Source organism: Helicobacter saguini (assembly GCF_000762875.2).
In the GTDB taxonomy this organism is placed as follows: Bacteria; Campylobacterota; Campylobacteria; order Campylobacterales; family Helicobacteraceae; genus Helicobacter_A; species Helicobacter_A saguini.
The window spans coordinates 60,431-83,567 of record NZ_JRMP02000007.1 but is presented as its reverse complement, the minus strand read 5'-3'; the positions used below and the strand labels follow the sequence as shown (position 1 = coordinate 83,567).

Here is a 23,137-nt window from a genome sequence, read left to right as displayed (position 1 = left end):
TAGATTCTAAGAATCTAAAAAAGTAGATATTTCGTTCTCGCTCAATATGATATAGATTCTATAGAATCTATTTCATCTGGGCGGCGACTTCTGCGGCGAAGTTATCGACTTTTTTCTCAATGCCCTCACCTAGCTCAAAGTTTATAAACTGCACGATTTCGATAGTATCGCCGATTTTGGCACTCTCATCTTTCAACACTTGCTCGACACTTTTTTTATCATCAAGGGTGTAAAGCTGGGCTAATAGCGTAAGTCGCTGGTCTAGTATCGTATTATCAAGGATGAAACGCTCAAGCTGCCCTGGCAAAATTTTATCCCAAATCTTTTCAGGCTTGCCATCAGCCTTTAGTTTCTCTTTTAGCTCGGCTTCTTTTTTAGCGATTACTTCAGGGGTAAGCTCGGCGCGGCTTACAAACTCTGGTATGCGATGTAGCGTCTTGCCAAGTCGCTTTAGCTCCTCATTTTCCTTTTCAAGCTCGGCAGCAATGGCGGTTCGCTCTTTTGCTATCAATTCTTTCGCCAACTCCTTGTAGCTTATTACTTTCGGCTTCATACTTGCAACCTGCATACTTAGGTATTTTGCAAGCGTGCTTAATGCCTCGCGTTTCTTAGAATCTTGCAAGGTTTTAGAATCTTTTACGCTTAAAAGCACGATAGCGCCGACCTTTTTATTGTGGTGCAAGTAGCCATTTAGTATCTGCTTGTCATGGCACGAAATTGTCGCAGCACGGCGAATGACGATATTTTCACCGATTGTGGCGATTTTTTGCTTTAGATATTCCTCAAACGTCTCGCTATTAACCTTAAGATTTGATAGCGGATTTTCACCATTTTCGTTACTAAAAGTAACCTTATTTTCAAAAGCAAGATTCAAAGTGTTACCCACAAGCTCGTTAAATGCGTCATTTTTGGCGACAAAATCTGTCTCGCTATTTACTTCCAAAAGTGTGGCGCGCTCAAAATTTTGTGCGACTTTCAGGGCAATCACGCCCTCAGCTGCAATCCTATCCGCCTTTTTCGCCGCCTTGCTTAAGCCCTTTTGACGCAAATATTCAATCGCCTTTTCAATATTTCCCTGCGTTTCTTTTAGCGCATTTTTGCACTCCATAATGCCCGCATCAGTCTTATCACGCAGCTCTTTTACAAGTTTTGCTGAAATCTCTTGAGCGTTTCCTTGCAATTCTTTTGCTTTCTGCCCTGCTTGTTGTTTCAATTCATCTGCTTTTTTACTAGCAGAATCTTTAAACTCATCAAATTTTTTACTTGCTGAATCTTTTAGCTCGCTAGCTTTTTTACTTGCTTCTTCATAAGATTCTTGAGCCTTGTTTTTTATTTTTTCACCTAAATCTTTTGCTTCATCTTTTAGCTTTTCACCTAAGTTTTTTAGTGAATCTTTCGCATTTTCATAAGCTTTTTTTGTATCATCTCTCATAATTTTTTTCCTTATATATTAATGTATAGAATCTAACACGTGTCCTATTCTAGAATCTAAACCATTACATAGAATCTAGAATCTAAACCCTATAATAGAATCTTTCTTTACTCCGCGCTCTCAAACTCTTTTGCTAGTTCATCTTTTTGCAACTCACTTAGCAAAGCCTCTTTTTCCTCTTCGCTTACCGGAGTATCCAAATCATCCGCATTTACCGCATTCTGTTCGCCCTCAATGCCATTGCTCTCGCGCCCTTCAGTTATCGCATCGCTAATCTCTTTGCAAAATAGCTGGATACTGCGAATCGCATCATCATTCCCAGGAATAGGATAGTCAATTAAGTCCGGGTCGCAGTTCGTATCCAAAGGCGCAACCACAGGAATGCCTAAACGTCTTGCTTCACCAACCGCGATTTTTTCTTTCAAAATATCCACGACAAAAAGCATATCAGGGATTTTTTTCAAATGCCGCACACCGCCTAGATATTTCTCCAACTTCTCTTTTTTGCGCGTTAGCATAAGTCGCTCTTTTTTTGTCAGTAGCTCGATTTGTCCGCTAGATTCCATCTCCTCTATGATTTCTAGGCGTCTCACCGACTTTTTTATCGTTGAGAAATTTGTCAGCATTCCGCCTAACCAGCGGTAATTCACATAGGGCGCATTGATTTTTTCAGCGTATTCTTTTAGCGTGGCACTCGCCTGCTTTTTCGTGCCAACAAACATTATGACCTTGCCCTCCGCAGCAGCGTCCCGCACGACATTGTAGGTGTAGCGAAAGTATCGCAGCGTCTTTTGCAAGTCGATAATGTGAATGTTTTTTCGCACACCAAAGATGAATTTTTTCATTTTTGGATTCCATCGCCTTGTTTGATGCCCAAAATGCACACCACACTCAAGCAAATCTTTCATCGTAACCATATTTTTCTCCTTAACAAATAAAATAATTTGTGAATTTGGTTTAAATCACCGCGTCCATTAACTTCTAGATTTCATAACTTTTCATAGAATCTAATTATAGAATCTAGAAGCAACCAAAGCAGGATTGACGCGTAAGAATTTCACAAAAGCGTAATTATACTATAAAAAATGTGAAAAAGATTCTAAAAAACATCTTTTATAGAATCTTAAGGCACATCTTTATACAAATTATTTAATGCGGCTTGAACGTTTTTTTCCACAAATGGCGCGACTTCCTTGTCGTTTAATTCGCCCTTATCACCGATGTCCGCAATGGGCGCAGCCTTAAGATTCAATGTAGCATTTTGCTTACTAGTCAAAGTCGTAAGCCCACCGCTATCAGTTGGATACTGCCCGATAACCACGATATTTACGCTAAATGTGTTATCCACTTTATCCTTTATAAAGCCCTCTTGCGTATTCAAATTCTGCTTAGAATCTACCTTCACACGCATATTTAGCTTGGCGTTATCATCCTTTTTATAGCAGGTTTTAGTCAATGCCTTTTTGGCACTTTTCTCCACTAGCTCGCTCATATCGCCGCTCACCTCAAAACTAGCGGACGCATAAGTCTTGTAACTATCGCATTTCACCTCGCTATCATGGACTATCTCATTTTTCGCACAGCCCGCAAAAAGCGTCACACACGCAAACAAAGCCAACCAAACTCTCATAATTTCTCCTTAAAAATAAACACTTATTTTACAATAAATTTGATATAATCCACGTTTATTTTATGATTAAAAAAGGAGAAATTATGCCTTTACTTGATAGTTTTAAAGTGGATCACACGATTATGCCAGCCCCTGCGGTGCGTTTGGCAAAAAAGATGAAAACGCCAAATAATGATAAAATCAGCGTTTATGACTTGCGATTTTGCAAGCCAAATGCCGAGATTTTGGATGAAAAGGGCATTCACACGCTAGAGCATTTGTTTGCTGGATTTATGCGCGAGCATTTGAATAAGGATGGCAGCGTTGAGATTATAGACATTTCGCCGATGGGCTGCCGCACGGGCTTTTATATGAGCGTGATAGGCGAGCCTAGCGAGTATGATGTAAAGGATGCGTGGGAGGCTAGTATGCGCGATATTTTGCACCTTAAGAGTGAAAGCCAAATCCCTGAGCTAAACATTTATCAATGTGGCACGGCTAAAATGCACTCGTTAGCAAACGCGCAAAAAATCGCCGCTGACACGCTAGATAAAGGCATCGGCATTATGGATACGCAAAAACTGCTATTGAAAGAATTTGTGTAACTTTTTAGCGTTTAGATTCTCATAGAATCTAAAATTAACTTCAATTACAAATAAATGTCAAAACATTTTTAGAATCTAAATTCTATTCACTATCAAAATAAGGTAGCGTTTGGATTTTAAGAAGATACCTTATCATTTAATAAATTAACACTAAAAAAATCAGCTCTTTTATTCTCTTTAATATAAAATGCAACTATTTTCCTATGATAGTCTTAATAGGATGTATTTCTTGTTTATGTTTGCTTATTTGCTAATGGTTTATTAGTATCATAATCTAGCAGTTTAAAGGATTTGCATTAGTTGCCTTTTTAGCCGTTCTTGATTGTATCTAGATTCTATAAAATCTTTTGTGCGTTAGAATATTATATATTTTAAAGTTACTTAGTATTTCCTTAACATTTAACACAATACAATATATTTCTATATTCTATAGAATCTAAAAGATTAGAATCTAAGATTCTAAACACAGGACAAATCACAATGCTAAGTATCAAAGCCTTGCTTGCGGGTTATTTGGGTATCATTTTTATCGGCACTTTCCTGCTTGCCCTGCCGCCTATGTATATGACAAATATTAGCTTTTTAGACGCGTTATTTACTAGCACGAGTGCCATTACTTGCACGGGGCTAATTATCAAAAATCCTGGCTATGATTTTACGATTTATGGGCAGATTGTGATTATGATTTTGGTGCAGCTAGGCGGCTTTGGACATATGAGTATGGCTGGGCTAATCTATTTAATGATAGGCAAACGGCTCACGGCGGCGGAAAAAGATTTAATAAATGTCGCTGAAAATTTGAATAACAACTCGCTAAATGGTATCGGCAAGGTCGTGCTACACGCCGCCATTTTTGTGCTAATCGTGGAGTTTATCGGTGCTTGCTTGCTTTGTCCCTATTTTGCGATTAAAACAGGCGATGTTATAGGGGGAATCTGGGCTGGGATTTTCCATTCTATCACGGCGTTTAATAACGCAGGATTTAGTATCTTTAAAAGCGGGCTATTGCCTTATCAAGCTGATATTTTTGTGAACATCACCATTTCGCTTCTTGTAATTGCCGGTGGGCTAGGCTATGTGACAAGCATTGAAATTACGCAGTATTGCTACTCTAAGGTTCGCTATCATAGAATCTTTGGACTAAAATCAAACGCGCGTTTGAATTTAAATGCGCGAATTATCATCGTGGTAACGCTGATTTTGCTACTTTGTGGTATGGTAAATGTGCTAATTTTTGAGTGGAATAACGCGAAAACTTTAGCGAATCTGCCGCTGTGGGAGCAGATTGTAAATAGCTTTTTTATGTCGGCGAACTATCGCACGGCGGGTTTCAATATCTTTGATATTAGCGGATTTAACGATAGCACGATGTTTTTCTCGCTTTTTTTTATGATTGTGGGGGGCGGTCCTGGCGGGACGGCGAGTGGGATTAAGGTTACGACTTTGGCGATTTTGATTGCTCTCTCCATTTCGATTATGAATAATCGTAAGGAAACGATTATCTTTGGGCGTAGCATTCCGCAGGATACGGTCTCGCGCGCATTTGGAATCTTTGTGATTGCTATGGTGTATTTCGCGGTGGCAACTTTCATCATTTCTATTTTAGAGCCTGATATTCGCTTTTTACCTTTGGCGTTTGAAGTGATGAGTGCGTTTGCTACGGTTGGCTTGTCTATGGGCGATGGGGGCGTTTTGAGCTTGTGTGCTAAATTTAATGACTTAAGCCTTAGCATTATGATTTTTCTTATGATTTCAGGCAAAATAGGAATCTTAGCCTTTACGCTCATTTTCATCGGTCGAAGTAAGACAAAGCACGTCCATTGCGTGCAAGAGAAGGTGTTGATATAGAATCTAGATTCTAAGTTTTAAAGGGGTGTTAAGCAAGCAAAAGTATAAATATAGAATCTAGATTCTACAAAGTTTCAAAAAGTAACTTTGATTTAAAAAATTTATAAAATTATAAAAATATTTATTTTTTATTTACTATATGTTTTTTTTTTTTTTTTGTATCGTATTTTATCTTAAAAAACAAGGTAAAAAAATGAGCAAGATAATCACAAAAGAGAAAAAAATAAAAAACAAAGGGCAGTATATAAGGGTTAGACATATTTATAGAATCTTTAATGTGCCGATATTTTTCCGCGATGACAAAATCTCTTATGCTAAAGAAATCATAAAAGATTTCCTAACACAAAGGCTTTATGGCTACATTCCTATGACTTTGGCAATCAGCGAATATATCGCTAGAGAGCCTAATATTTTAGAGCAAACGCAAAATTTGTTAGCAAATCTAGCACCAAAAGAAGCAAGAAAAGTCCTTTTAATCATAAAAAGACTGCAAGAAATGCGCGAAAAACTACTTAGCAACAAAGCAATCCACACATTAGAATTAAGGCAGAAAGACGAGATAGACGCACTAAATGCAGCAAGGAATTTTCAGGCAAATATCGTTAAAATGAATGATATTTACATTTATGATGGCTATTTTTTGCCTAAAATGCACGGGATTAGCACATTTTTTTATCGCCACGGCTTACATATTTTAGAATCTAAAACGCTAGATTCTATGAAAAATAAGGATTTTATCGATGTGGGCGGATATATCGGTGATAGTGCGATTATTTTTGAGCGGGAGTTTTGCGATAAAAAGATTCATACTTTTGAGGCGACCAAAGCTAACTTTAAGCTAATGCTAAAAACCTTAGAACTAAATAAATCTAAGCGGATAATCCCTGTAAATAAGGGCTTGGGCGCGAAAAATGAGAGTATAGAAATAGCGGTAAATGATTCGTGTAGCACGATGAATAGTGAGGTGAAAACGATGAATGAGTTTTTAGAGAGTGAAATGTGCGAGATTATCACTTTAGATTCTTATGTGCGTGAAAATAATGTGGATGTGGGATTTATAAAGGTCGATATAGAAGGCTTTGAGCAGGAGTTTTTAAAGGGTGCGATTGAGACTATTAGCCGCTTTAAACCAGCGATGTTAATTAGCATTTATCACAATGGTAGCGATTTTTTTAAAATAAAGCCTTTGATAGAATCTTGGAATCTAGGTTATACATTTAAATTTTTTAAGCCAGTAGATGGCACGATAAGCATTGAGACGGCGTTATATTGCGAAGTTAAGAATTAATTTTTTTATTTATACTTTTTATTTACACTTTTGCATATTTTAAGCTATCTTTAAGATTTTAAAAAACTTAGATTCTATGTGATAAAAATCTTAAATGAAATTATATCAAATTATTACAAAACAAAAACTTAAATGAAACTAAATTAAGAAAAGTATTAAGATAAAAGTAGAAATTAAAAATTAGATTCTATCATTCCAAAACTTAGAATCTATTTTTATTTTTTTGTGTGTAGTCTTTAATCACAAACGCATTAAGCTTCTTAGATTCTAAATCATTGCTAGAATCATTTGTCAATATAACCTTGCAATCCATATTAAAACGCATTTTTGCTATATTAGCTAAATCATTCAATACAACGTCTTTATTAGCATTGAAATAAGCTTCCCTTTTATTGTCAATAGCTAATATTTCCCTTTTTTTAGCTTCCCTTTGAAATATTTTTCCAGCACGTGCTATTTTATCTATTAAATCCATTACACTACCCTTTTACGTTTCAATTCTTAAATAGATTCTAACAAAATGTAGCTTATATAATCCTTGCAAAAAAAAAGATTTATTTGTGTGTATTTTTTATCTTAGAATCTTGCTTATGTGATAAATCCTTGCTAGATTCTACATTGACAGCAGATTCTACACATTCCAACTTTTGATACTTTGCTATAACATTCTCTTTGATAGCTTCTTTTTTTTGTCTTTTCTTTTCATAGTAGCTTAAATCATTATCACTTAGAATAACGCTTTTACCATACTTTGCAATCTTAGCTTCCTTTTTAGCATTTGCATTTTTACACATTGTAGCAATTTCATTAAGCAAACTTTGAATCTTAGAATCCATTTTACGCTTCCTTAAATTCTTTTTTAATAATCACATTAGCATTTTTTCAAAAGTCGCAATAAAAGCCTTTTTTTAATATTATAAACTAAATTTTTTTACACTTTTTTATATTAACAAAACACAAAATTTTTTGTATAAGATTCAGTAATATTTTTGTGTGCGGTGTGATATGAGTTTGACTTTCCTTGATTTTTGTGCTGGTATCGGTGGCGGGCGTTTGGGGCGAAATCACTCAATTACTTGATGAAAATAGCTACTATCATATCGTAATTCCGCAACCATAAAGGATAGTATATGAAAGCTTTTTTATTCACTCTATCTTTTATGTGCCTTGTTTATGCAGATAATGTCCCAGAATACATTAAGCAATGGCAAGGAAAAGTATATATTTCGACATTAAATATAAATGGCGAGAATGTTACACAGGCATTTAAAATAAGTGATAATTGCTATATAAGCAAAGAAGTTGGCGACATAGATTTATTTGGAAAATATTATTGTGAGATTTTATATTCACAAAATGGCAGTGATTTTGATGAATTGAGTGTGAATTTTTATACAGAAAAGCCAAATGATATGAATTATAGTCTTGTACGTGTGATAAGTATAGAATCTAATTCAAAAGCAACTATTAAGGTTGTTTCAATGGAATATGCTAATGATTTTTGCAATATTAATGTAACACGAAACAATGACACGATTACACTAGAGCATTCAAAATGTAAAATTGATGACTTGATGCTAAATAATGATATTTTTCATATATATAATAAGATAAAATAAGATAATTTTAGAAGAAAGGCATACAAATACCTTTGGTAAATATTAAACTCTTAGATAAAGGAAAAAAATGAAAAAAATAATGTTAATTTTGGCTTTATTAAATGTATTGTTGGCAGAAAATACAAATAGATTAGAAAAAACTTGTTTTGAAGTAAAGATTTGCGAAGATGATTATGAATGCAGAGTGCAAGAATGTTTTATAAAAAATACTACGAATTTACTAGAAGCTTTTAGATTTGACTTAGACGAAGAATCTAAAGCAAAAAGAGAAAAATATTATAAACCAGTCAATGCTATTTATAAGCAAATGCTTAATGAAATTACTTTACCAAAATATGAGACTAAAATACAAACATTAAAAATATGTTTAGATAAATATTGTAAAGATTTTAGAGAAAATAATATTACGATAAAATACACAATAGATGAGCTTTACATAGAATATAATCTCCATGATGATGGTATATATTCAAAAACTTATAAAAAATATAAAAACGCTATCAAAGTTATTAATGAAAGTCATATTTAGCGTATATTTCAGTGCAGAAATGATATTGACACTTAGCAATTTATTTTGTGGAAATTAAAGGGCTAAATGAAGCAAAAGGCAATTTTTTACTTACGCAAAAAGAATACGAAATTGCCCAAAAATTTAGCCAAAATTACTGCCTTTATATCGTTAGCAATTTCAAAGAAAAGCCAAAAGAGAGCGTATTTTTTAACCCTTTAGAATCTTTTAGCTTTAAAGAAATAAAAAAAGAAATTACACAAATTAGCTATCAAGGAGCGTTTTAATGTATATGTATAATGTAGATTTGTATTGTTTGGAAGAGTTACTCGAGCGTAAAGTGGTTTCTAGCAAACAAGAAGCGTTAAAATAGGAAAAGTTTTAATGCAAAGAAAAGGCGGAGATGACGGACGTGATAGTGCTAAAATGTTACAATTTAAAGTAAATTCTTGTAAATTTTTGAGATAAAATAAATTATAGAATCTAAAATTATAAAATCTTTGTGAATTTCAATCATTTGCTAATCCTTGCTGCCCTTAAGAATGTTTTTTAAATCCTTTTTAGCATTTTGCTTAAAAGCTTCGTTTGCAAAATCATTAAAAGCAGATTCAGCAGATTCTAACAATTCTTTTAAATTTGTAGAATCTAATTCAACATTTACCTTTTTGCTAGAATCTAGCATATAGCTATCATTTGCTACATTTAAGCTATTGATATATCCAGCCCAAAAATCCATTAGCTTTTTTTCATTAATTCATAAGTAGCAAAATTATAGCTTCCTTCGCTTCCTTGCATTGTAGAATGTGCCAGACAAGAATCAATAATATATTTGTGTATATTATGCTCCAGCCCTTTTTCATTTAGAATCGTAGAGAAAGCCTTGCGTATGCAATGCAAGTTAATATTTAGCTTCCTTTTTACCATTTCACTAATCACTTGCTTAAAAGTATTTTGACTTGCTTTTGTAGTATTTTTGTAAGTTTTAAAGCTAGATTCTAGATTCTCAAGCTTTACCTTGCTATAAAAATATTTGTTTGCAAACTTAGAATCTAGATTATATTTTTTAGCAACTTGCAAAAATAATTGACGCCTATCCCCCCGCTTCCATTCAATACCTTTTAAGGCTTTTTTACATTCTTTTAAGGCTTTTATCACATTTGAAATATAGATTTTATGACTTGCTAAATTTCTATCAAACACAAAATTAGAAATCTTACATTTTTGCATTTCTTTAAGAATTGCAATCGCCCCACTATTTAAAGGTAAAATAAAATCTTGCTTATTTTTCATTTCACTACCCTTAAGCCTTAAAAGCTTTTTTTCAAAATCTATATGCTTCCATTCCAACATTACAACATTTTTAAGCCTTAAGGCAGTATATATTGTGAATAAAACCATTTTAAAAAGCAATGTATCCTTAATGTGTGTTTTATACTTTTTATTCACAAAATCCACATTTAGCAGGGCTTTTAAATCATTTTCACTAATTGAATCTAGCTTTTTGTATTTATGTGTTTTGTAGCTAATTTTGTAGTCAATTTCTAAAAACACATTTCTTACAACATATTTTTTTTCTTTTAGCAATCTAAATATATTTTTCATAAGAATAAAAATCTTATCAACATATTTGATTTTCTTTTGCAATTTATCAATCCAGCTTCTTACAAACGCTTCAGTCACATTATTACATTTCACATTTTCAAAGTATGGCAGCACGTGCAATTTAAACATTCTTTTATAATTTGCAATACTCTCAGCCCTTAAATCCCTGCTTTTTAAATACATATTAAAAGCTTCTACTATGTGTAAATCATTTTGATTTTTTTTCATAGTAAGATAATCTTTTAAAGATAGATAGCTATCTTTGAAATCCTTGCTATTCAACACACTTTGCATTTCCTTAACCTTTGCAATGGCAGAGTCTAATGTTGTTAGAATCTACCTTGCAAAGTGTAATCATTTGTGTTTTCTTATCTTTTGTAAATCTATACACAATATTAGCATTTACGCATTTTTGCGAGTATTGCAATAGCAAGGATAAGCCTTTGCATTCCTTGCAACTAATAAGCTTATTGTTTAAGCTTTTATGATTTAACGCAGATTCTAAAAACTCTACCTTGCAATCATTAGCAAAAGATTCCAGCACACCACCCTTAAGATTTTTAAGCAATCTTAGATTTTTCCTTAAGTCGCTTCCATTATCCAAAATCTTAATCACAAATTCATAAGATTCTACTATTTCCAACACGTCCGCTTTTGAATTAAAATACAACATTTTTCTATCCTTAAGTTTAAATTTTTAATGTTACTAAATGTAACATTTTTTTTTTTTAAACGCTTTTTACACGCTCTTTTTTTTTAACGCTCTTAACGCTCTTTTTTAAGCTCTTTTTTTTAAAAGCTCTTTTCATTTTTTTAGCCCTTTTGATTTTTCCAAACTTTTTACACACATCTTTAGATAGCGCGTTTTTTTGGCGTGAGTTTGCCCTTTGCAATTTTTGTGTTTTGTAAGATTTTTAGTCAATATCATTTAACCTTAAATGAATCTTAAGCAAGTCCTTAAAACGCCCAGCCTATCGCATTTTTTGCTACTTACAACTTTACTAACAATTCTTAATAGAATTTATATGCTTTTTTTGGCATATTCCATTGATTTAAGAATCAATGAATTTTAAAAGTGTGTATTTTGTGATATTTTGTAAGATTATTCTATCGTTTGATTAATATATTTTCTTCTTCATATTCATTGTTGTGTTTTGTATACAAAAACAAAGCATCAAATATTTGTTGTTCCTTTGTTTCTAAAAACTCATTTTGCTCAATATTTTCTATATCAATAATAAATTCTTCTATACAAAATGTTTGTGCATTTTTTTTCTGTTTGGTAGAAAAGCAAAGTGGAATATTGCCACTTGGTGTTTCAATATAAGAATCTTTAGGCAATATATTTATTTTTTCTCCATAAGTTTCTATACATTCATATCCCCACGCAGAAATATTCCATAATGTTTGTGTATCTATATCAACTTTGCTATAAAAATGCTTAATTATATAATAAGTTAAAGTAAGCAAAATAACTTCTAATATAGAATATAAATCTTTGCTTGTTGTATATTGAAATGGTAAACCTGAAGTCCCATATTTAGTTTGTTTTGTTGAGATTATTGTGTTGATATATGTTTGCAATAGTTTTATGCTATCCTTAAAATATTGCTCTTCTTTTTGTAATATTTCTTTTTTATCTTGTGGCTGTTGAAAAAATAATTGTATGCATTCATAGTTTTTAACATTTTGCATATTTTTTTCATCATATAGAAAGTGTATATAATTTAAACTGCCTATTCCTAAATACGTCATTGTAGAATTTAGTTTTTTTAGTTTATAATAATCATTATATGCTTGTTTATAAATATTATATTTTTCTTGTTTTATATACACAAATGGAGTTAAATTAAGCACATAAGATTCAGTTTTTTTTGTATTTATTTTAATTTGATATTTACTATAATCTATTGTTGTTTCATAATTTTTATTTGGCTTTTTATGTAACACATCGCTTTTTATATCTTTAATTTTAACGCCATAGTAAATGTGATTTCCAAGTTTATTGATTAATTTCGCAGTTAATCCAGCATTGTATTTATGCGGAGCATTGCTTATAATTAGATAATTAAATCCTTGTTTAGCTGTATCTGTAGATTTTAAGCTACTAGATTCTATATCTTTTATTAATTGTATAAATTTTGTTGAATTAAAAAATGGACTTTCTGTGTATATAAGACGATTGCTTGAGATATGTATTTGTTTTTGCAAGATTTTACTAATATTGTTTTTGTTATAAAAATGTATTTTTTTGTTTGATAAATCGGTGTTAAATATATTATTTATATCAAAATTATCAAGTTTATTTTGTTCAAAATTTATGCAAATACCTAAATCTTGCTTTATATAAGATTGTAGTTCTTTTATTTCTATATTAACACCAGAAAAATCAATAATTGTTTTGTTATCTATCAATAATGTATCATTTAAGATATTGTTTTCAAATAACATAATGATTGGTGCTATGTCTTGCATTATTAATTTAATAACGAAATTAGAAACAACATAGTTATATTTAGAATCTATCCATTCTAAAATATTATCATATGCTTCAACGCCACTAAAGAATGTATCAATACCAAATATTGCGATATTACCTTTAGTAAAAATTTTTTTAATACTAAAAATATCAATAATATTAAAAAAAAATTACTACTTCTTTATACATTTGAGCATTTCCATCATTATATATATTTTGTATTGAATCTTTTATGTCATCAAAGGCGATATTAATAGCAGATTCTAAATCTTTATTACCATCAAGATATTCTAACTCTTGAAACATTTTGATTTTATTTAGGAATGGTTGTCTTAGGTTCGTATCAATAGAATCTAAAAGGTTTTTGCAGTTATCTTTATCGTTTAAAAAACTATTAATAGCTTGTGATAAATTTTCCACTTTTTTATTTGAATGCTTTAGTAAGCTTTCTGTAAAATCATATAAGATGCTGGATTCTTCTGTTTTCATATTGTATACACAAATGCTATTTGATGTTTTTGTTGTATCTATTTTGAATGAACTACTATTTTTGGATGGGGCACTTAAATAATATTTTTTTTGTGTTAAATGTGTAATAATATTTTTCATATTAATAGCATCATAACTATAAATCTCTATTTTCACCCCTTCCAAAGCTAGAGACAAAAGATGCTGTATAAATTGTTTTTTAAATTATCTATATTGTAATTTTGCAAGTTATTATAATAAGATTCAAAATTTGAGCAATAAAATCGTATAAATTTAGCATTTTTTGTATTTGTTGTGATTTTTTTTAATAAGTCACTTTGTGTATGTATAAAATTTATATTTTCAATGCTCATAATGATTTGCTCTATAATTTTTTTAATAATTGTATCAAAAGTTTTTCAAACTTTTAAATTTGTCTAAAAGGCTAGATTCTAAATAGTCTATAAATTTTTGAGATTCAAAAAACTACAAAATTCTAAAAGTTGCGACTTTCATAGAATCCAGATTCTATATTTTTAAACTTTCTAAACGCTTAGTACTATATTTATAGAATCTTATTTAGATTCTACGGTTTCATTGCCGTTGGTTATGCCTATGGCATCGGTCTCCTCCTCTTCTAGCTCTTTGTGTGTGTATTTTTCCTCGCCTTTAAATGTGATGATGGCGCAATGCGGATAGACTTCGATTTTATGATAAATGTTATTTATGCGTTTGACTAGCTTTCCAGCAGATTCTGGTATGCACTTTGGATTTTCCTTTATTTTCTCCGGGTCCTCGCTATCTGGCAGCTCTAGCCATTGCTCTTCTGGGATTTTCCCCCAGCCATAGTGCTTCATTACCATTCGTATCCAGTATTTGCCATCGGTGATTAGGACTAGACGTTTCATTATGCGGTTGCTCTTACTTGAGTTTTCTAGCACAGGTGATGCGGTAACCCATCCCTTTACGCGAAACAAATAATCATCGTAATTTACCTGCTTTGGCAGCGCGTTGGCTAAGTCGTTTAGCAAAATTGTGATTCTAAAGTCTTGATACTCTTTTTGCTTTGCTAGTGCGTTGCCATATGCATTTGCAAAGACTATTAGCGACCAAGTGAAAAGTGCGACAATCACGCCGCTAAAAATAAAAAAGCCCTTTTGCACCGCATTTCTAGTCGCTATCGCGCTAGAATCTGTTCGCGCCACATCCTTGCTCTTATACGCCCAGCCACGCCACGCACTCACCACATAAATGGCAATCACCGCCGTAAAAATGCCGATACCGATAAATGCACGCGGACGCGTAAGCGGCTGCTCTAGTAGCAAATACGTGCCATAGCTAATAGGAATGCCGATTAATAGCACCAAGAAAGCTAACACGAAAGATAGAATCTTATCCGCTGGAAAGCTCACGCCAAAAGGCTTTCGCCCCTGATACATCGCAGAAATCAAAAATAGCACCAAAAGTGTTAAAAAACAAATCTTAAGCCCGCTCCAGCCTATATCATTGCTACCAAAGTCATTCCACAAAAATTCTAAATACATCTCAATATTTTCGCAAAGTCCATCAATCAAATTTGAAGGTTTCAAAGTCTCTGTGCTAGCTTGCTTATGGCTAAACTCACGTGCTATCACAAACTTAAAAACGCCAAGCGCAAGAGCATAATTTAGCATCGACACACCGATAAAAATAAAGGTTTTTTTAATCCCAGCATTTGTTTGATTTAGCATTACAAAGGCAAAAAATAGCACCATAATAAGCTCGATACCGCTGCTTGCTTGATACGTCATACACATCCCAAGCGAGCAAAGGAAACTAACAGGAATATACGCCCTAATATGATGGATAAAAATAAAAGGAATCGTGCTAAATAGCACAGATAACGCCATATAAGGACTATCGAATCTAAAGCTTAATTCTTCTAAAAAATAAGGCGAAAGACCGATAGGAATGGACGCGATAATACCCAAAAGGGTCAAACGCTTTTTATATGGAATCTCCTTGCTCTCCCACACGCTAGACTCATTTTTCCAAATCACTTCACGCACGCTCCACACCACAATCACAGACGCAAGGCTAAGAAAGCCAATCGCCACAAACTGCGTAAGGGGCGCAATATCGCTAAGCACGACATCCATGTGCATAAGGCTAGAGAGATAGTAGCTAATGTAGCGGCTAAAGTTATCCCACTCCTTATAACCTATCACGCCGCGCCCCCAATCATCGATATAATACACATCCGCACGAATAATCGCCGTGATACCAAGCAGATAGATAAAAAACGCAACGCCTAAGTATTTAAAAAAGCCCTCCGTGTGGAAAAACGCCCACAACGCCGCCTTAAAATCGCTCCAGCTTTGCGAAAAAATATTCTTATTTTGTGTAGCTTGTGTAGTTGTCATATTTGTCCTTTGGTATAGAATCTAGATTCTAAGAATCTAATTTATTAGATTAACAATTTGGATAATGCTGTGTAAAATGTAATAATCATTAGCAAATTTTTTATAGATAATTAATTTAAATTCTATAAATTACATAACGATTACAGAATCTATTTGTAAAAATTAGTGTTATTTAAATTGTATATACTAATTACATAAAATTTATGTATAATATTGTTTGTAAAATTATGATTTTTAGAAGTGGGGTATGTTGTGGGGTTTTTAAATAATAAAGTTAGAATCTTTAGTTTAGCATTTTTAGTATTTGAGTTTGGTTATACAGCAGATTCTATAGAATCTAATACTTTTACACCAAGTCACGTAAGCAGTAGTTATAAAGCACCTATTGATGGTGGTAGCAACGCACCAGCACATATAGGTAAAAGTTATGACAAGATAAGTCAGTCTAAGGCATTATATAATGGAGCATATTTCAACGATGAAAGTGCTAACACTTTCGTGCCAACTTATGTAAAGGATAGTTATAAACGTCCTATCTTAAATGGTGAAAATGCGCCCACACATCTAAATCAAGCACAAGGTGCAATGCGATTTGGCTCTAGCTACAATGGTGCATATACACAAGGGGAGCGAGATGGCAGATACGCACAAAATGGTAGAAATAATGGAACTAACGCTAAAAACAAAAAAGCAAAAAAGGTAGTCCAAACAAAATACGGCTACGCACTAAATGATGGACAAGTATCCCAAGAAGATATTGACGCACTAAAAAGGACATATTCAAAGCAAGGCTATATGCTAAGTATGCAAAGTAATATTGTGGCGTCATCTTTAGGCTTTGACTTACCATATAGAGAAGAGCCTAAAAACCTAGCCTTTGTTGAAAAGCGAGAGTATAATAATCGTGGCTATCAAAGCCTAGAGCAAGTCCTGCAATATAGCCCATTTGTAACTTTTATGAATAGTGGCTTTGGTAATAATATCGACTTAAGAGGGCAAGGTCCTGATAGTGCAAGGGCTGTAAAATTGCTTATAAATCGTGTGCCTATTTCACTACTTGATACAAGTCATGGTGTGCCTGCGTATAATAATATTGATATTGAGGATGTAGAATCTATTGAGATTGTCCCTGGTGGTGGAGCGATACTTTATGGTAGTGGGACGCGAGGCGGTGTGCTAAATATCACTACTAAAATGCCAAGTCGTGATTTTGCTAGAGCTTCTATTAAGGGTATTAGTGGAGAAAAGGAAGGCTTGCAAGGTGGATTACTATCCGCTGCCTTTGGGAAAAGATTAGGAGAGCATTTCTTTATCCGCACATCACTTGGTGGTGGATATATAGGTGGTGTAAGAAATGCTACAGGAGAAACTAATAATGCCTTTATAAATGATAATATCACAAATGCTTATGGTGCGTTTCAAACGCTATATGAGATAAATGAGAATCAAAAGCTAGATTTTAACATTAACTACGCACATTTATGGACTAGCTATCCACAGACATATTTATCGCTAGTAGATGCAAATGGGAATATGAAAGATTCTAAAACCTTGCAAAGTGAAAGGAATAATCCAAGTCAATATACGACAAAAACGCAAACAGATTCTATGATGGGCTCGCTAAATTATACTTATAGTGGTGATAATTTAAAAATGGACTTAATGGCATTTTATCAATTTAGCTTTGTAAAGTATCAAGAGATACAAGAAAGGATAGTGAATCTTGGGACTAATCTTGGTGTTAAAACTGATTTTGTCATATCAAGTGATGCAAATAAAAATAGATTCCAAAATAGGGCTGGTGGCTTAACCTTTAGAATCAAGTATGACACACCTAAAAATATGCTTATTACAGGATTTGATAGCGTGGTAGAGTATGCTATCCGCACAGATTCTTTATATAGTGTAGCAACAAATAATGCAGATAATAGATATGGAGTAGAAATAAATAATAATGCTTTAAAATTATCAAATAGTATTTATGTGCTTGATAAATATAATATTACAGATTCTTTTTCACTTACCGCTGGAGCTAGATTAGAATATGCAAATTACTGGATTACAAATAATCAATATGCTTATTTTAATGCGTTAGGAGCTTTAGTTGGTGTAGTTGGGGCAATGGAGCAAGATTATAAATTTAATATGAAAAAAAATTATTTAGGCTATGCCTTTGATATTACTCCTAGCTACAAGTATAGTGATACAGGTAGTGTATTTATAAAAGGTGAGCTAGGATTTATAAACCCATCGCCATTTCAATTAATAAGCACAGAGCAAGGTGAATTAACATTATGCGAATTTAACCCAGGTAATAACTGCGAACAAACAAAAATAGACCGCAATATCCTTAGAAAAAACCTAGCAAGTGATATAAAGCTAGAGCAATATGCCACAGGTGAGATAGGGATAAAGGATAATGTTAGTGTGGGAGATACTAGCATTTATGGTTCTATCACACTCTTTTATACGCATACATTTAATGAGATTTATGCTAATTCATTAGCACATGGAACAATTTATACGTATGGGAATCTAGGGCAGACACAAAGGGCTGGTATAGAAATCTTAAGCAGGCAAAGATTCTTAGCTAATCAAATGCTTAGAATGCAGCAAAGTATAGCAGGACTTTACTCAAATATTTTAGAATCTAATATTTCAAATAATCACTTAAAAGGAAATATGGTCCCTTATGCTCCTTGGCTAAAGGCTACATTTAATATAGAAGCAGATGTCTTTCGTAGTGGGAGACAATTTATTACGGCATTTATGAATAACGCATATTTTTCACAAAGCATAGATAATACAGCCGTCTTAGAATCTAATCTAACAGATAGCTCCGTATCATTAGAATCTACAAGCGGAACAATCGCTAACTATAATCCAAGTAGCCATATAATCAATAAAGGTGGCTATGTGCTAAGTGATGTAGGGCTAATATATGGTGCTGGGGACTTTAGATTCAATGCTGGTGTGCGAAATGTCTTTAATAGCTACTATGTAACATATCAAAAATACCCAAATATAAACCCCGCTATGGGTCGCACATATTACGCGGAGATTAGGTATAGTTTTTAGGATTTGTTTTGCTTTGTTTTTCAGACTCCAAACATTTCTCATAAAATTTATTATTTGATGTTAAATCTTGGCAACTTACGCGGGTGCGTGTTAGTGCTACGTAGTATAGGTTTGTTTCTTGCACTAGATATTGCTTATATTTTTTTATTTTTTCTTTATCTTTTTGTTTTACAGCGATTGCTTTAGATAGGCGAGTTTTTAGTGTATTTATATCATCAAAATCACTTGCAATCACCACACTATCCCACTCTAAACCTTTCGCGCTATGCGCACTTAAAATATCGCTTTTAGAATCTAAATTATTAAAAAGAAAACTTTTAGCGTATTCTAAGGCGTCATAGATTCTATCGTTATATTTATTCACAAGCTCATAAGCGAATTTTAACTCATTATCATAAGTTGCTTCTGCGTATTCTTTAATCTTGTATAAATCTTGGAAGCTATTTAAAAAAGCATATTTTTTGCTTAATTCTTCATTGTTTTGAAAGTTAAGAAGTGCGATGCTGCATTCAAATATTTCATCAGGATTTTTTAATAAATTAATATTTTTGGTATCATTTTCCATCTCTTTTATTACATATTCTATAATTCTAGCATTTGTCCTAGTTAGGATAACCATAGTTTTTATATCTATAAAGTTAGCCATTGATTTCATATTATATTTCAAATTTGCGTATTTTTTTAGAAAAAAGTTAGCCTTATCAAGTATGCTTTGTGGCGTACGAAATGAGTTTGTAAGATATTTTTCATAATTAGATTCTACGATTAAAAGGGCATTTATCGTATCTAAAAAGCCATAAATATTTTGATTGCTATCACCTACTAGAATCTTTTTGCACGGATTATCTAAAAAAATATTTAGGGTATTATCATTTGTATCTTGGGCTTCATCAAGTAGGATATAGTCGTAAATATGTAGGTTTTTATTTTTTTTCCATTGATATTCTTTTAGATAAAATGAATGCGTATAAGGTATCTCACGTTCTTTCATAAGCCTAAAAAGCTCCTTTACATAAGGCTTTATATCATCATTTGGCACGATTTCTTTTGAGTTTAGATATGTCTTAATATCTTTTAAAAGGTCCGCCCATTTGCTCCATCTCTTGCGTTTATTTCTAAAATTATCATTAAAAATCTCTTGTAAATCATGCACTTTTAGCTCATGTCCTACTTCATAATCATGCGGGGCAATCACACTTGCGTAGGCTAGGGCGTGCAGGGTTTTAACATCTACATTTGGGGGAAATTTCTGCCTTGCTTCTAACACGACATTTTTATTAAAGGCAAGGTAGAGAAAACGCTCATTTGGCATACTTTCAGCAATTGCTACTAGCGTGGTAGTTTTCCCACTACCAGCACAGGCATTTATTTTTAGAATCTCGCCATTTTGCATATTTTTGGCACATTCAATAATTTCTAGCTGCTCTTCGCTCAAGGTTTTATCCTTTTGGGGATTCAGATTCTATAAATATAAATTGTGGAATTATTTTAGCATTATTATAGAATCTTTTTTAAGGAATTTTAATGTTGAAATATCACAGAATCTTTTTATGCTTATGTGCATTTATATGTTGTATAAAAGGCAACAATACAGAATCTAACTTGGAAATATTAGAGAAAGAATGCTCTAGCAATAATTTTTATAGCTGTCAGAATCTAGCGGTAATCTATATTCATGGTTTAAATGGTTTAAGAAAAAACACTAAGAAGGGAATTGCACTATTAACCAAAGCGTGTAATGGTGGAATAATACAAGTATGCAATGATTTATCAAATGCGTATTTAAATGGTAAAAGTGAAATAGGCATACAAAAAGATTCTAAAAAAGCATTTAAGTTTGAATTAAAATCGTGTAATTTTGAAATGTATATAGCATGTTTTAATGTTGGGGTGGCTTATTTTAATGGCAGTGGAGTTCAAAAGAGTTTAAAAAAAGCAAAAGATTTTTGGGTTAAGGCATGTGAAAATAATATTTATAGTGCGTGCAATAATCTAGGGCTTATGTATTATAATGGCAATGGCGTAAAACAAGATTCTATAAAAGCAAAAGATTTTTGGGTTAAAGGATGCGAAAATGATGAATTTGAATCTTGTGCAAATTTGAGCGTTATTTATTCAAGTGGCAATGGTGCAAAACAAGATTTTTTAGAATCTAATAGATTAGCAAAAATATCTTGCGATGGAAATAATGCTAGTGGTTGCTATAATTTAGGGCTACATTATAGTGATGGGTTAGGTGTAAGGCAAGATTTGAAAATAGCAAAAGAGCTATTTGGCAAGGCTTGTGACTTAGGAAAACAGGATGGATGTAATAAATACAAAGAATTAAATGAAAAAAGATTCTAAATGTAACCTTACATTTCAAGGCATCACCTTAAACACCCTGTTTTGTTTAGAATCTGGTATCCATAAGGCATCATTGCTATATGTAAAATATAGCGCACTTTTTAGCTTGATATTTAAATCCACTTCAAAAATCTTAGAATCACCTGTGATACTATAGAATCTAACATCACCATTGCTATCATAGCCACTTAGCATTATTATGCCTTGCTTTGTGATTTCAAGTCCGTAGATGTTGCTATTATAACTACTTGTTAGATATACGCTTTTAGATTCTAAGTCAATGCGAAAAACATTCCCCTTTAGCGTCTCAAACCGCGTAGAATCGCTCGTCCCAACATACAAAAAGTTGCCATTTATACCGATACCATTAGGCTGTCCTAGACTAGATTCTATGGCGATAAATACGTGATAGTTTTTTTTCTTTATATCCACAGCATAAATCACACCAGCCTTGCTATCGCTAACATACAATGTATCATTGCTTGTAGCTATGTCGCTTAGGGCGTTTGCACCTTTTATTTGCATATTTAAGACCTGCTTTTTTGTGCTTAGATTAAAGCCCTTTAGCGTATTAATATCCACGACATAAAGGACATTATTTAGCACGGCAATGCCCTTTGGATAATCAAGATTATCAATGAATTTTAGCTCAACAATCTTACCTTTGCCATCAAGCCTGCTAATAAATCCGCTCTCTTTTTTAATATTATTTTTATAAATCCCAGCATTGCTAACATATATGTTATTCGCATTGCTTACCACCGCCTGCGGACCTTGCAGCCCACTAATGGAGACCATATTAGAATCTTTAGCAAACAAAAACGAACTAAATAAAAATATAAAAATATAAACAATATTCATACTACAACCAAATCATAACTTAATAACATAACGCAAATTTTATTCCTTTTGTAGAATATACAAAGATTCTTTCATTTGTTACCCTAAGATTTTGTGGTAAAATTATATAAGAATTTTATTAAATTTTATTCTTTTAGTAGATTTAGATTCTATAAATTAGTTGTTAATATTTATACGAAAATTGAGATTTTTAATTCATAAGATTTATATGCAAAATTTATATCCTATACCCCACACTGATTGTATATACTTTGGCTCTTTAGCAGAATCGCCTAGTTTATTTCGTAAATTTCTAATATGTGTATCAATGCTTCTTAAGCCTGTATCTTCATGTATGGCATTGATTGTATGGGCGATTCTATCCCTACTTACAGGCTGCAAACGATTTTCTATCAAGAATAAAAGTATGTCAAACTCTGTGTTTGTAAGCTCTAAATATTCATTTTTTAATTTAACAATTCGTTTCTTAGGGTCTATTTGCAATGAGCCAAAAATCATTTCTTGTGTTTCGAGTCTCCTTAAAAGTGCCTTGATTCTAGCATTTAGCTCATCTAAATGATAAGGCTTTGTTAAATAATCATCAGCACCATCCTCAAATGCACTTATTTTGTGTCCCACATCATTACTAAATGACGTTATGATAATTGGCATTTTAGTGATTTCTCTAATTTGTCTACATATATAAAATTTATCTTTTTCGTCTGCATCATTTAAAACCAAATCTATAAGGATAACATCAATTCGGTTTTCCATTATAGTGCTTAATATTTTATCTGTAGATTCTAAAAAAATAGGCTCATAATCAAATTCACTAAGATATTGCTGTAATGAATTGAACGTTTCTAAATCATTTTCTAACACCAAAATCTTAATCATTTTTACCTCTTTACTTACATAAAAAAACAATAGCGTAATTATATTATTTTGCACTTAAAAAGTCTATAAAATTTTAAGAAAACTTAACATTTTGTAAATGTAATATTTTTGTAATA

Annotated in this window: 24 protein-coding genes; 9 read left to right on the top strand and 15 right to left on the bottom strand. The window is 32.5% G+C overall.

The window, feature by feature from the left end; genetic code table 11:
• Positions 1-67: 67 nt before the first annotated feature.
• From tsf to LS64_RS05855, 3 genes are all read right to left on the bottom strand, one after another.
• Positions 68-1,432: a translation elongation factor Ts gene (tsf, locus tag LS64_RS05865; protein ID WP_081948299.1), complete on the bottom strand. Its 1,365-nt coding sequence runs from the start codon at positions 1,430-1,432 to the stop codon at positions 68-70.
• A gap of 107 nt (positions 1,433-1,539) precedes the next feature.
• Entirely contained in the window at positions 1,540-2,349 is an 810-nt protein-coding gene (gene rpsB / locus LS64_RS05860; RefSeq protein ID WP_034571305.1) for a 30S ribosomal protein S2, read from the bottom strand.
• A gap of 206 nt (positions 2,350-2,555) precedes the next feature.
• Complete coding sequence (locus LS64_RS05855) at positions 2,556-3,062, bottom strand: hypothetical protein (protein ID WP_034571308.1); 507 nt, start codon at positions 3,060-3,062, stop codon at positions 2,556-2,558.
• Between the two features lie 83 nt (positions 3,063-3,145).
• On the opposite strand from LS64_RS05855, the gene luxS reads away from it, so the two are divergent.
• From luxS to LS64_RS05840, 3 genes are all read left to right on the top strand, one after another.
• Entirely contained in the window at positions 3,146-3,646 is a 501-nt protein-coding gene (gene luxS, locus LS64_RS05850; protein ID WP_034571312.1) for an S-ribosylhomocysteine lyase, read from the top strand.
• A 480-nt stretch (positions 3,647-4,126) separates the two neighbouring features.
• Positions 4,127-5,494, top strand: a complete 1,368-nt coding sequence (locus LS64_RS05845; RefSeq protein ID WP_034571314.1) for a TrkH family potassium uptake protein — start codon at positions 4,127-4,129, stop codon at positions 5,492-5,494.
• A gap of 193 nt (positions 5,495-5,687) precedes the next feature.
• Positions 5,688-6,782: an FkbM family methyltransferase gene (locus LS64_RS05840; RefSeq protein ID WP_052062274.1), complete on the top strand. Its 1,095-nt coding sequence runs from the start codon at positions 5,688-5,690 to the stop codon at positions 6,780-6,782.
• A gap of 202 nt (positions 6,783-6,984) precedes the next feature.
• Here LS64_RS05840 and LS64_RS05835 read toward each other — a convergent pair whose 3' ends face one another.
• The 3 genes from LS64_RS05835 to LS64_RS13595 form a co-directional block, all read right to left on the bottom strand.
• The gene (locus tag LS64_RS05835) at positions 6,985-7,257 is read right to left on the bottom strand and encodes a hypothetical protein (RefSeq protein ID WP_034570261.1); all 273 of its coding nucleotides are present in this window, start codon (positions 7,255-7,257) and stop codon (positions 6,985-6,987) included.
• Between the two features lie 79 nt (positions 7,258-7,336).
• Positions 7,337-7,618: a hypothetical protein gene (locus LS64_RS05830; protein WP_118949064.1), complete on the bottom strand. Its 282-nt coding sequence runs from the start codon at positions 7,616-7,618 to the stop codon at positions 7,337-7,339.
• A 110-nt stretch (positions 7,619-7,728) separates the two neighbouring features.
• Positions 7,729-7,854, bottom strand: a complete 126-nt coding sequence (locus LS64_RS13595; RefSeq protein WP_272916628.1) for a hypothetical protein — start codon at positions 7,852-7,854, stop codon at positions 7,729-7,731.
• A gap of 58 nt (positions 7,855-7,912) precedes the next feature.
• Between LS64_RS13595 and LS64_RS05825 the strand changes: the two genes are divergently transcribed.
• From LS64_RS05825 to LS64_RS05810, 4 genes are all read left to right on the top strand, one after another.
• Positions 7,913-8,401: a hypothetical protein gene (locus tag LS64_RS05825; protein ID WP_052062281.1), complete on the top strand. Its 489-nt coding sequence runs from the start codon at positions 7,913-7,915 to the stop codon at positions 8,399-8,401.
• Between the two features lie 67 nt (positions 8,402-8,468).
• A complete protein-coding gene (locus tag LS64_RS05820) occupies positions 8,469-8,930 on the top strand; it encodes a hypothetical protein (RefSeq protein ID WP_034569240.1) in 462 nt (153 codons plus the stop codon).
• Positions 8,931-8,977: 47 nt separating this feature from the next.
• The gene (locus tag LS64_RS05815) at positions 8,978-9,196 is read left to right on the top strand and encodes a protein NO VEIN domain-containing protein (protein ID WP_160659270.1); all 219 of its coding nucleotides are present in this window, start codon (positions 8,978-8,980) and stop codon (positions 9,194-9,196) included.
• An 82-nt stretch (positions 9,197-9,278) separates the two neighbouring features.
• Complete coding sequence (locus LS64_RS05810; protein ID WP_275051255.1) at positions 9,279-9,377, top strand: hypothetical protein; 99 nt, start codon at positions 9,279-9,281, stop codon at positions 9,375-9,377.
• Positions 9,378-9,429: 52 nt separating this feature from the next.
• Here the strand turns inward: LS64_RS05810 and LS64_RS05805 are convergent, their stop codons facing one another.
• The 6 genes from LS64_RS05805 to LS64_RS05780 all read right to left on the bottom strand — a co-directional run bounded on the left by LS64_RS05805 (position 9,430) and on the right by LS64_RS05780 (position 15,860).
• The gene (locus LS64_RS05805; protein WP_118949066.1) at positions 9,430-9,645 is read right to left on the bottom strand and encodes a hypothetical protein; all 216 of its coding nucleotides are present in this window, start codon (positions 9,643-9,645) and stop codon (positions 9,430-9,432) included.
• The gene (locus LS64_RS05800; RefSeq protein ID WP_118949067.1) at positions 9,645-10,805 is read right to left on the bottom strand and encodes a tyrosine-type recombinase/integrase; all 1,161 of its coding nucleotides are present in this window, start codon (positions 10,803-10,805) and stop codon (positions 9,645-9,647) included. Before LS64_RS05800 ends, LS64_RS05805 begins: the two co-directional genes overlap by 1 nt.
• Before the next feature lie 4 nt (positions 10,806-10,809).
• Entirely contained in the window at positions 10,810-11,184 is a 375-nt protein-coding gene (locus tag LS64_RS05795) for a hypothetical protein (protein ID WP_118949068.1), read from the bottom strand.
• Positions 11,185-11,618: 434 nt separating this feature from the next.
• Positions 11,619-12,962: a hypothetical protein gene (locus LS64_RS05790; protein ID WP_138127266.1), complete on the bottom strand. Its 1,344-nt coding sequence runs from the start codon at positions 12,960-12,962 to the stop codon at positions 11,619-11,621.
• A 187-nt stretch (positions 12,963-13,149) separates the two neighbouring features.
• Entirely contained in the window at positions 13,150-13,479 is a 330-nt protein-coding gene (locus tag LS64_RS05785) for a hypothetical protein (protein ID WP_138127264.1), read from the bottom strand.
• 554 nt (positions 13,480-14,033) lie between these two features.
• Positions 14,034-15,860 (bottom strand): glucosyltransferase domain-containing protein, encoded by a 1,827-nt coding sequence (locus LS64_RS05780; RefSeq protein ID WP_034570466.1) that lies wholly within the window; start codon positions 15,858-15,860, stop codon positions 14,034-14,036.
• Between the two features lie 252 nt (positions 15,861-16,112).
• Here LS64_RS05780 and LS64_RS05775 point away from each other — a divergent pair, with 252 nt between their 5' ends.
• On the top strand, positions 16,113-18,938 hold the full coding sequence (locus LS64_RS05775) for a TonB-dependent receptor (protein WP_118988413.1): 2,826 nt from the start codon (positions 16,113-16,115) through the stop codon (positions 18,936-18,938).
• Here LS64_RS05775 and LS64_RS05770 read toward each other — a convergent pair.
• Entirely contained in the window at positions 18,922-20,373 is a 1,452-nt protein-coding gene (locus LS64_RS05770; RefSeq protein ID WP_034570472.1) for an AAA family ATPase, read from the bottom strand. The genes LS64_RS05775 and LS64_RS05770 overlap by 17 nt on opposite strands.
• 89 nt (positions 20,374-20,462) lie before the next feature.
• Between LS64_RS05770 and LS64_RS05765 the strand changes: the two genes are divergently transcribed.
• A complete protein-coding gene (locus LS64_RS05765; RefSeq protein WP_052062353.1) occupies positions 20,463-21,284 on the top strand; it encodes a tetratricopeptide repeat protein in 822 nt (273 codons plus the stop codon).
• Positions 21,285-21,299: 15 nt separating this feature from the next.
• On the opposite strand, the gene LS64_RS05760 is transcribed toward LS64_RS05765, so the two are convergent.
• Together LS64_RS05760 and LS64_RS05755 are read right to left on the bottom strand one after the other, a co-directional pair.
• Entirely contained in the window at positions 21,300-22,145 is an 846-nt protein-coding gene (locus LS64_RS05760) for an NHL repeat-containing protein (protein WP_052062354.1), read from the bottom strand.
• A gap of 204 nt (positions 22,146-22,349) precedes the next feature.
• Positions 22,350-23,021 (bottom strand): response regulator transcription factor, encoded by a 672-nt coding sequence (locus LS64_RS05755; protein ID WP_034570476.1) that lies wholly within the window; start codon positions 23,019-23,021, stop codon positions 22,350-22,352.
• Between the last annotated feature and the right edge of the window lie 116 nt (positions 23,022-23,137).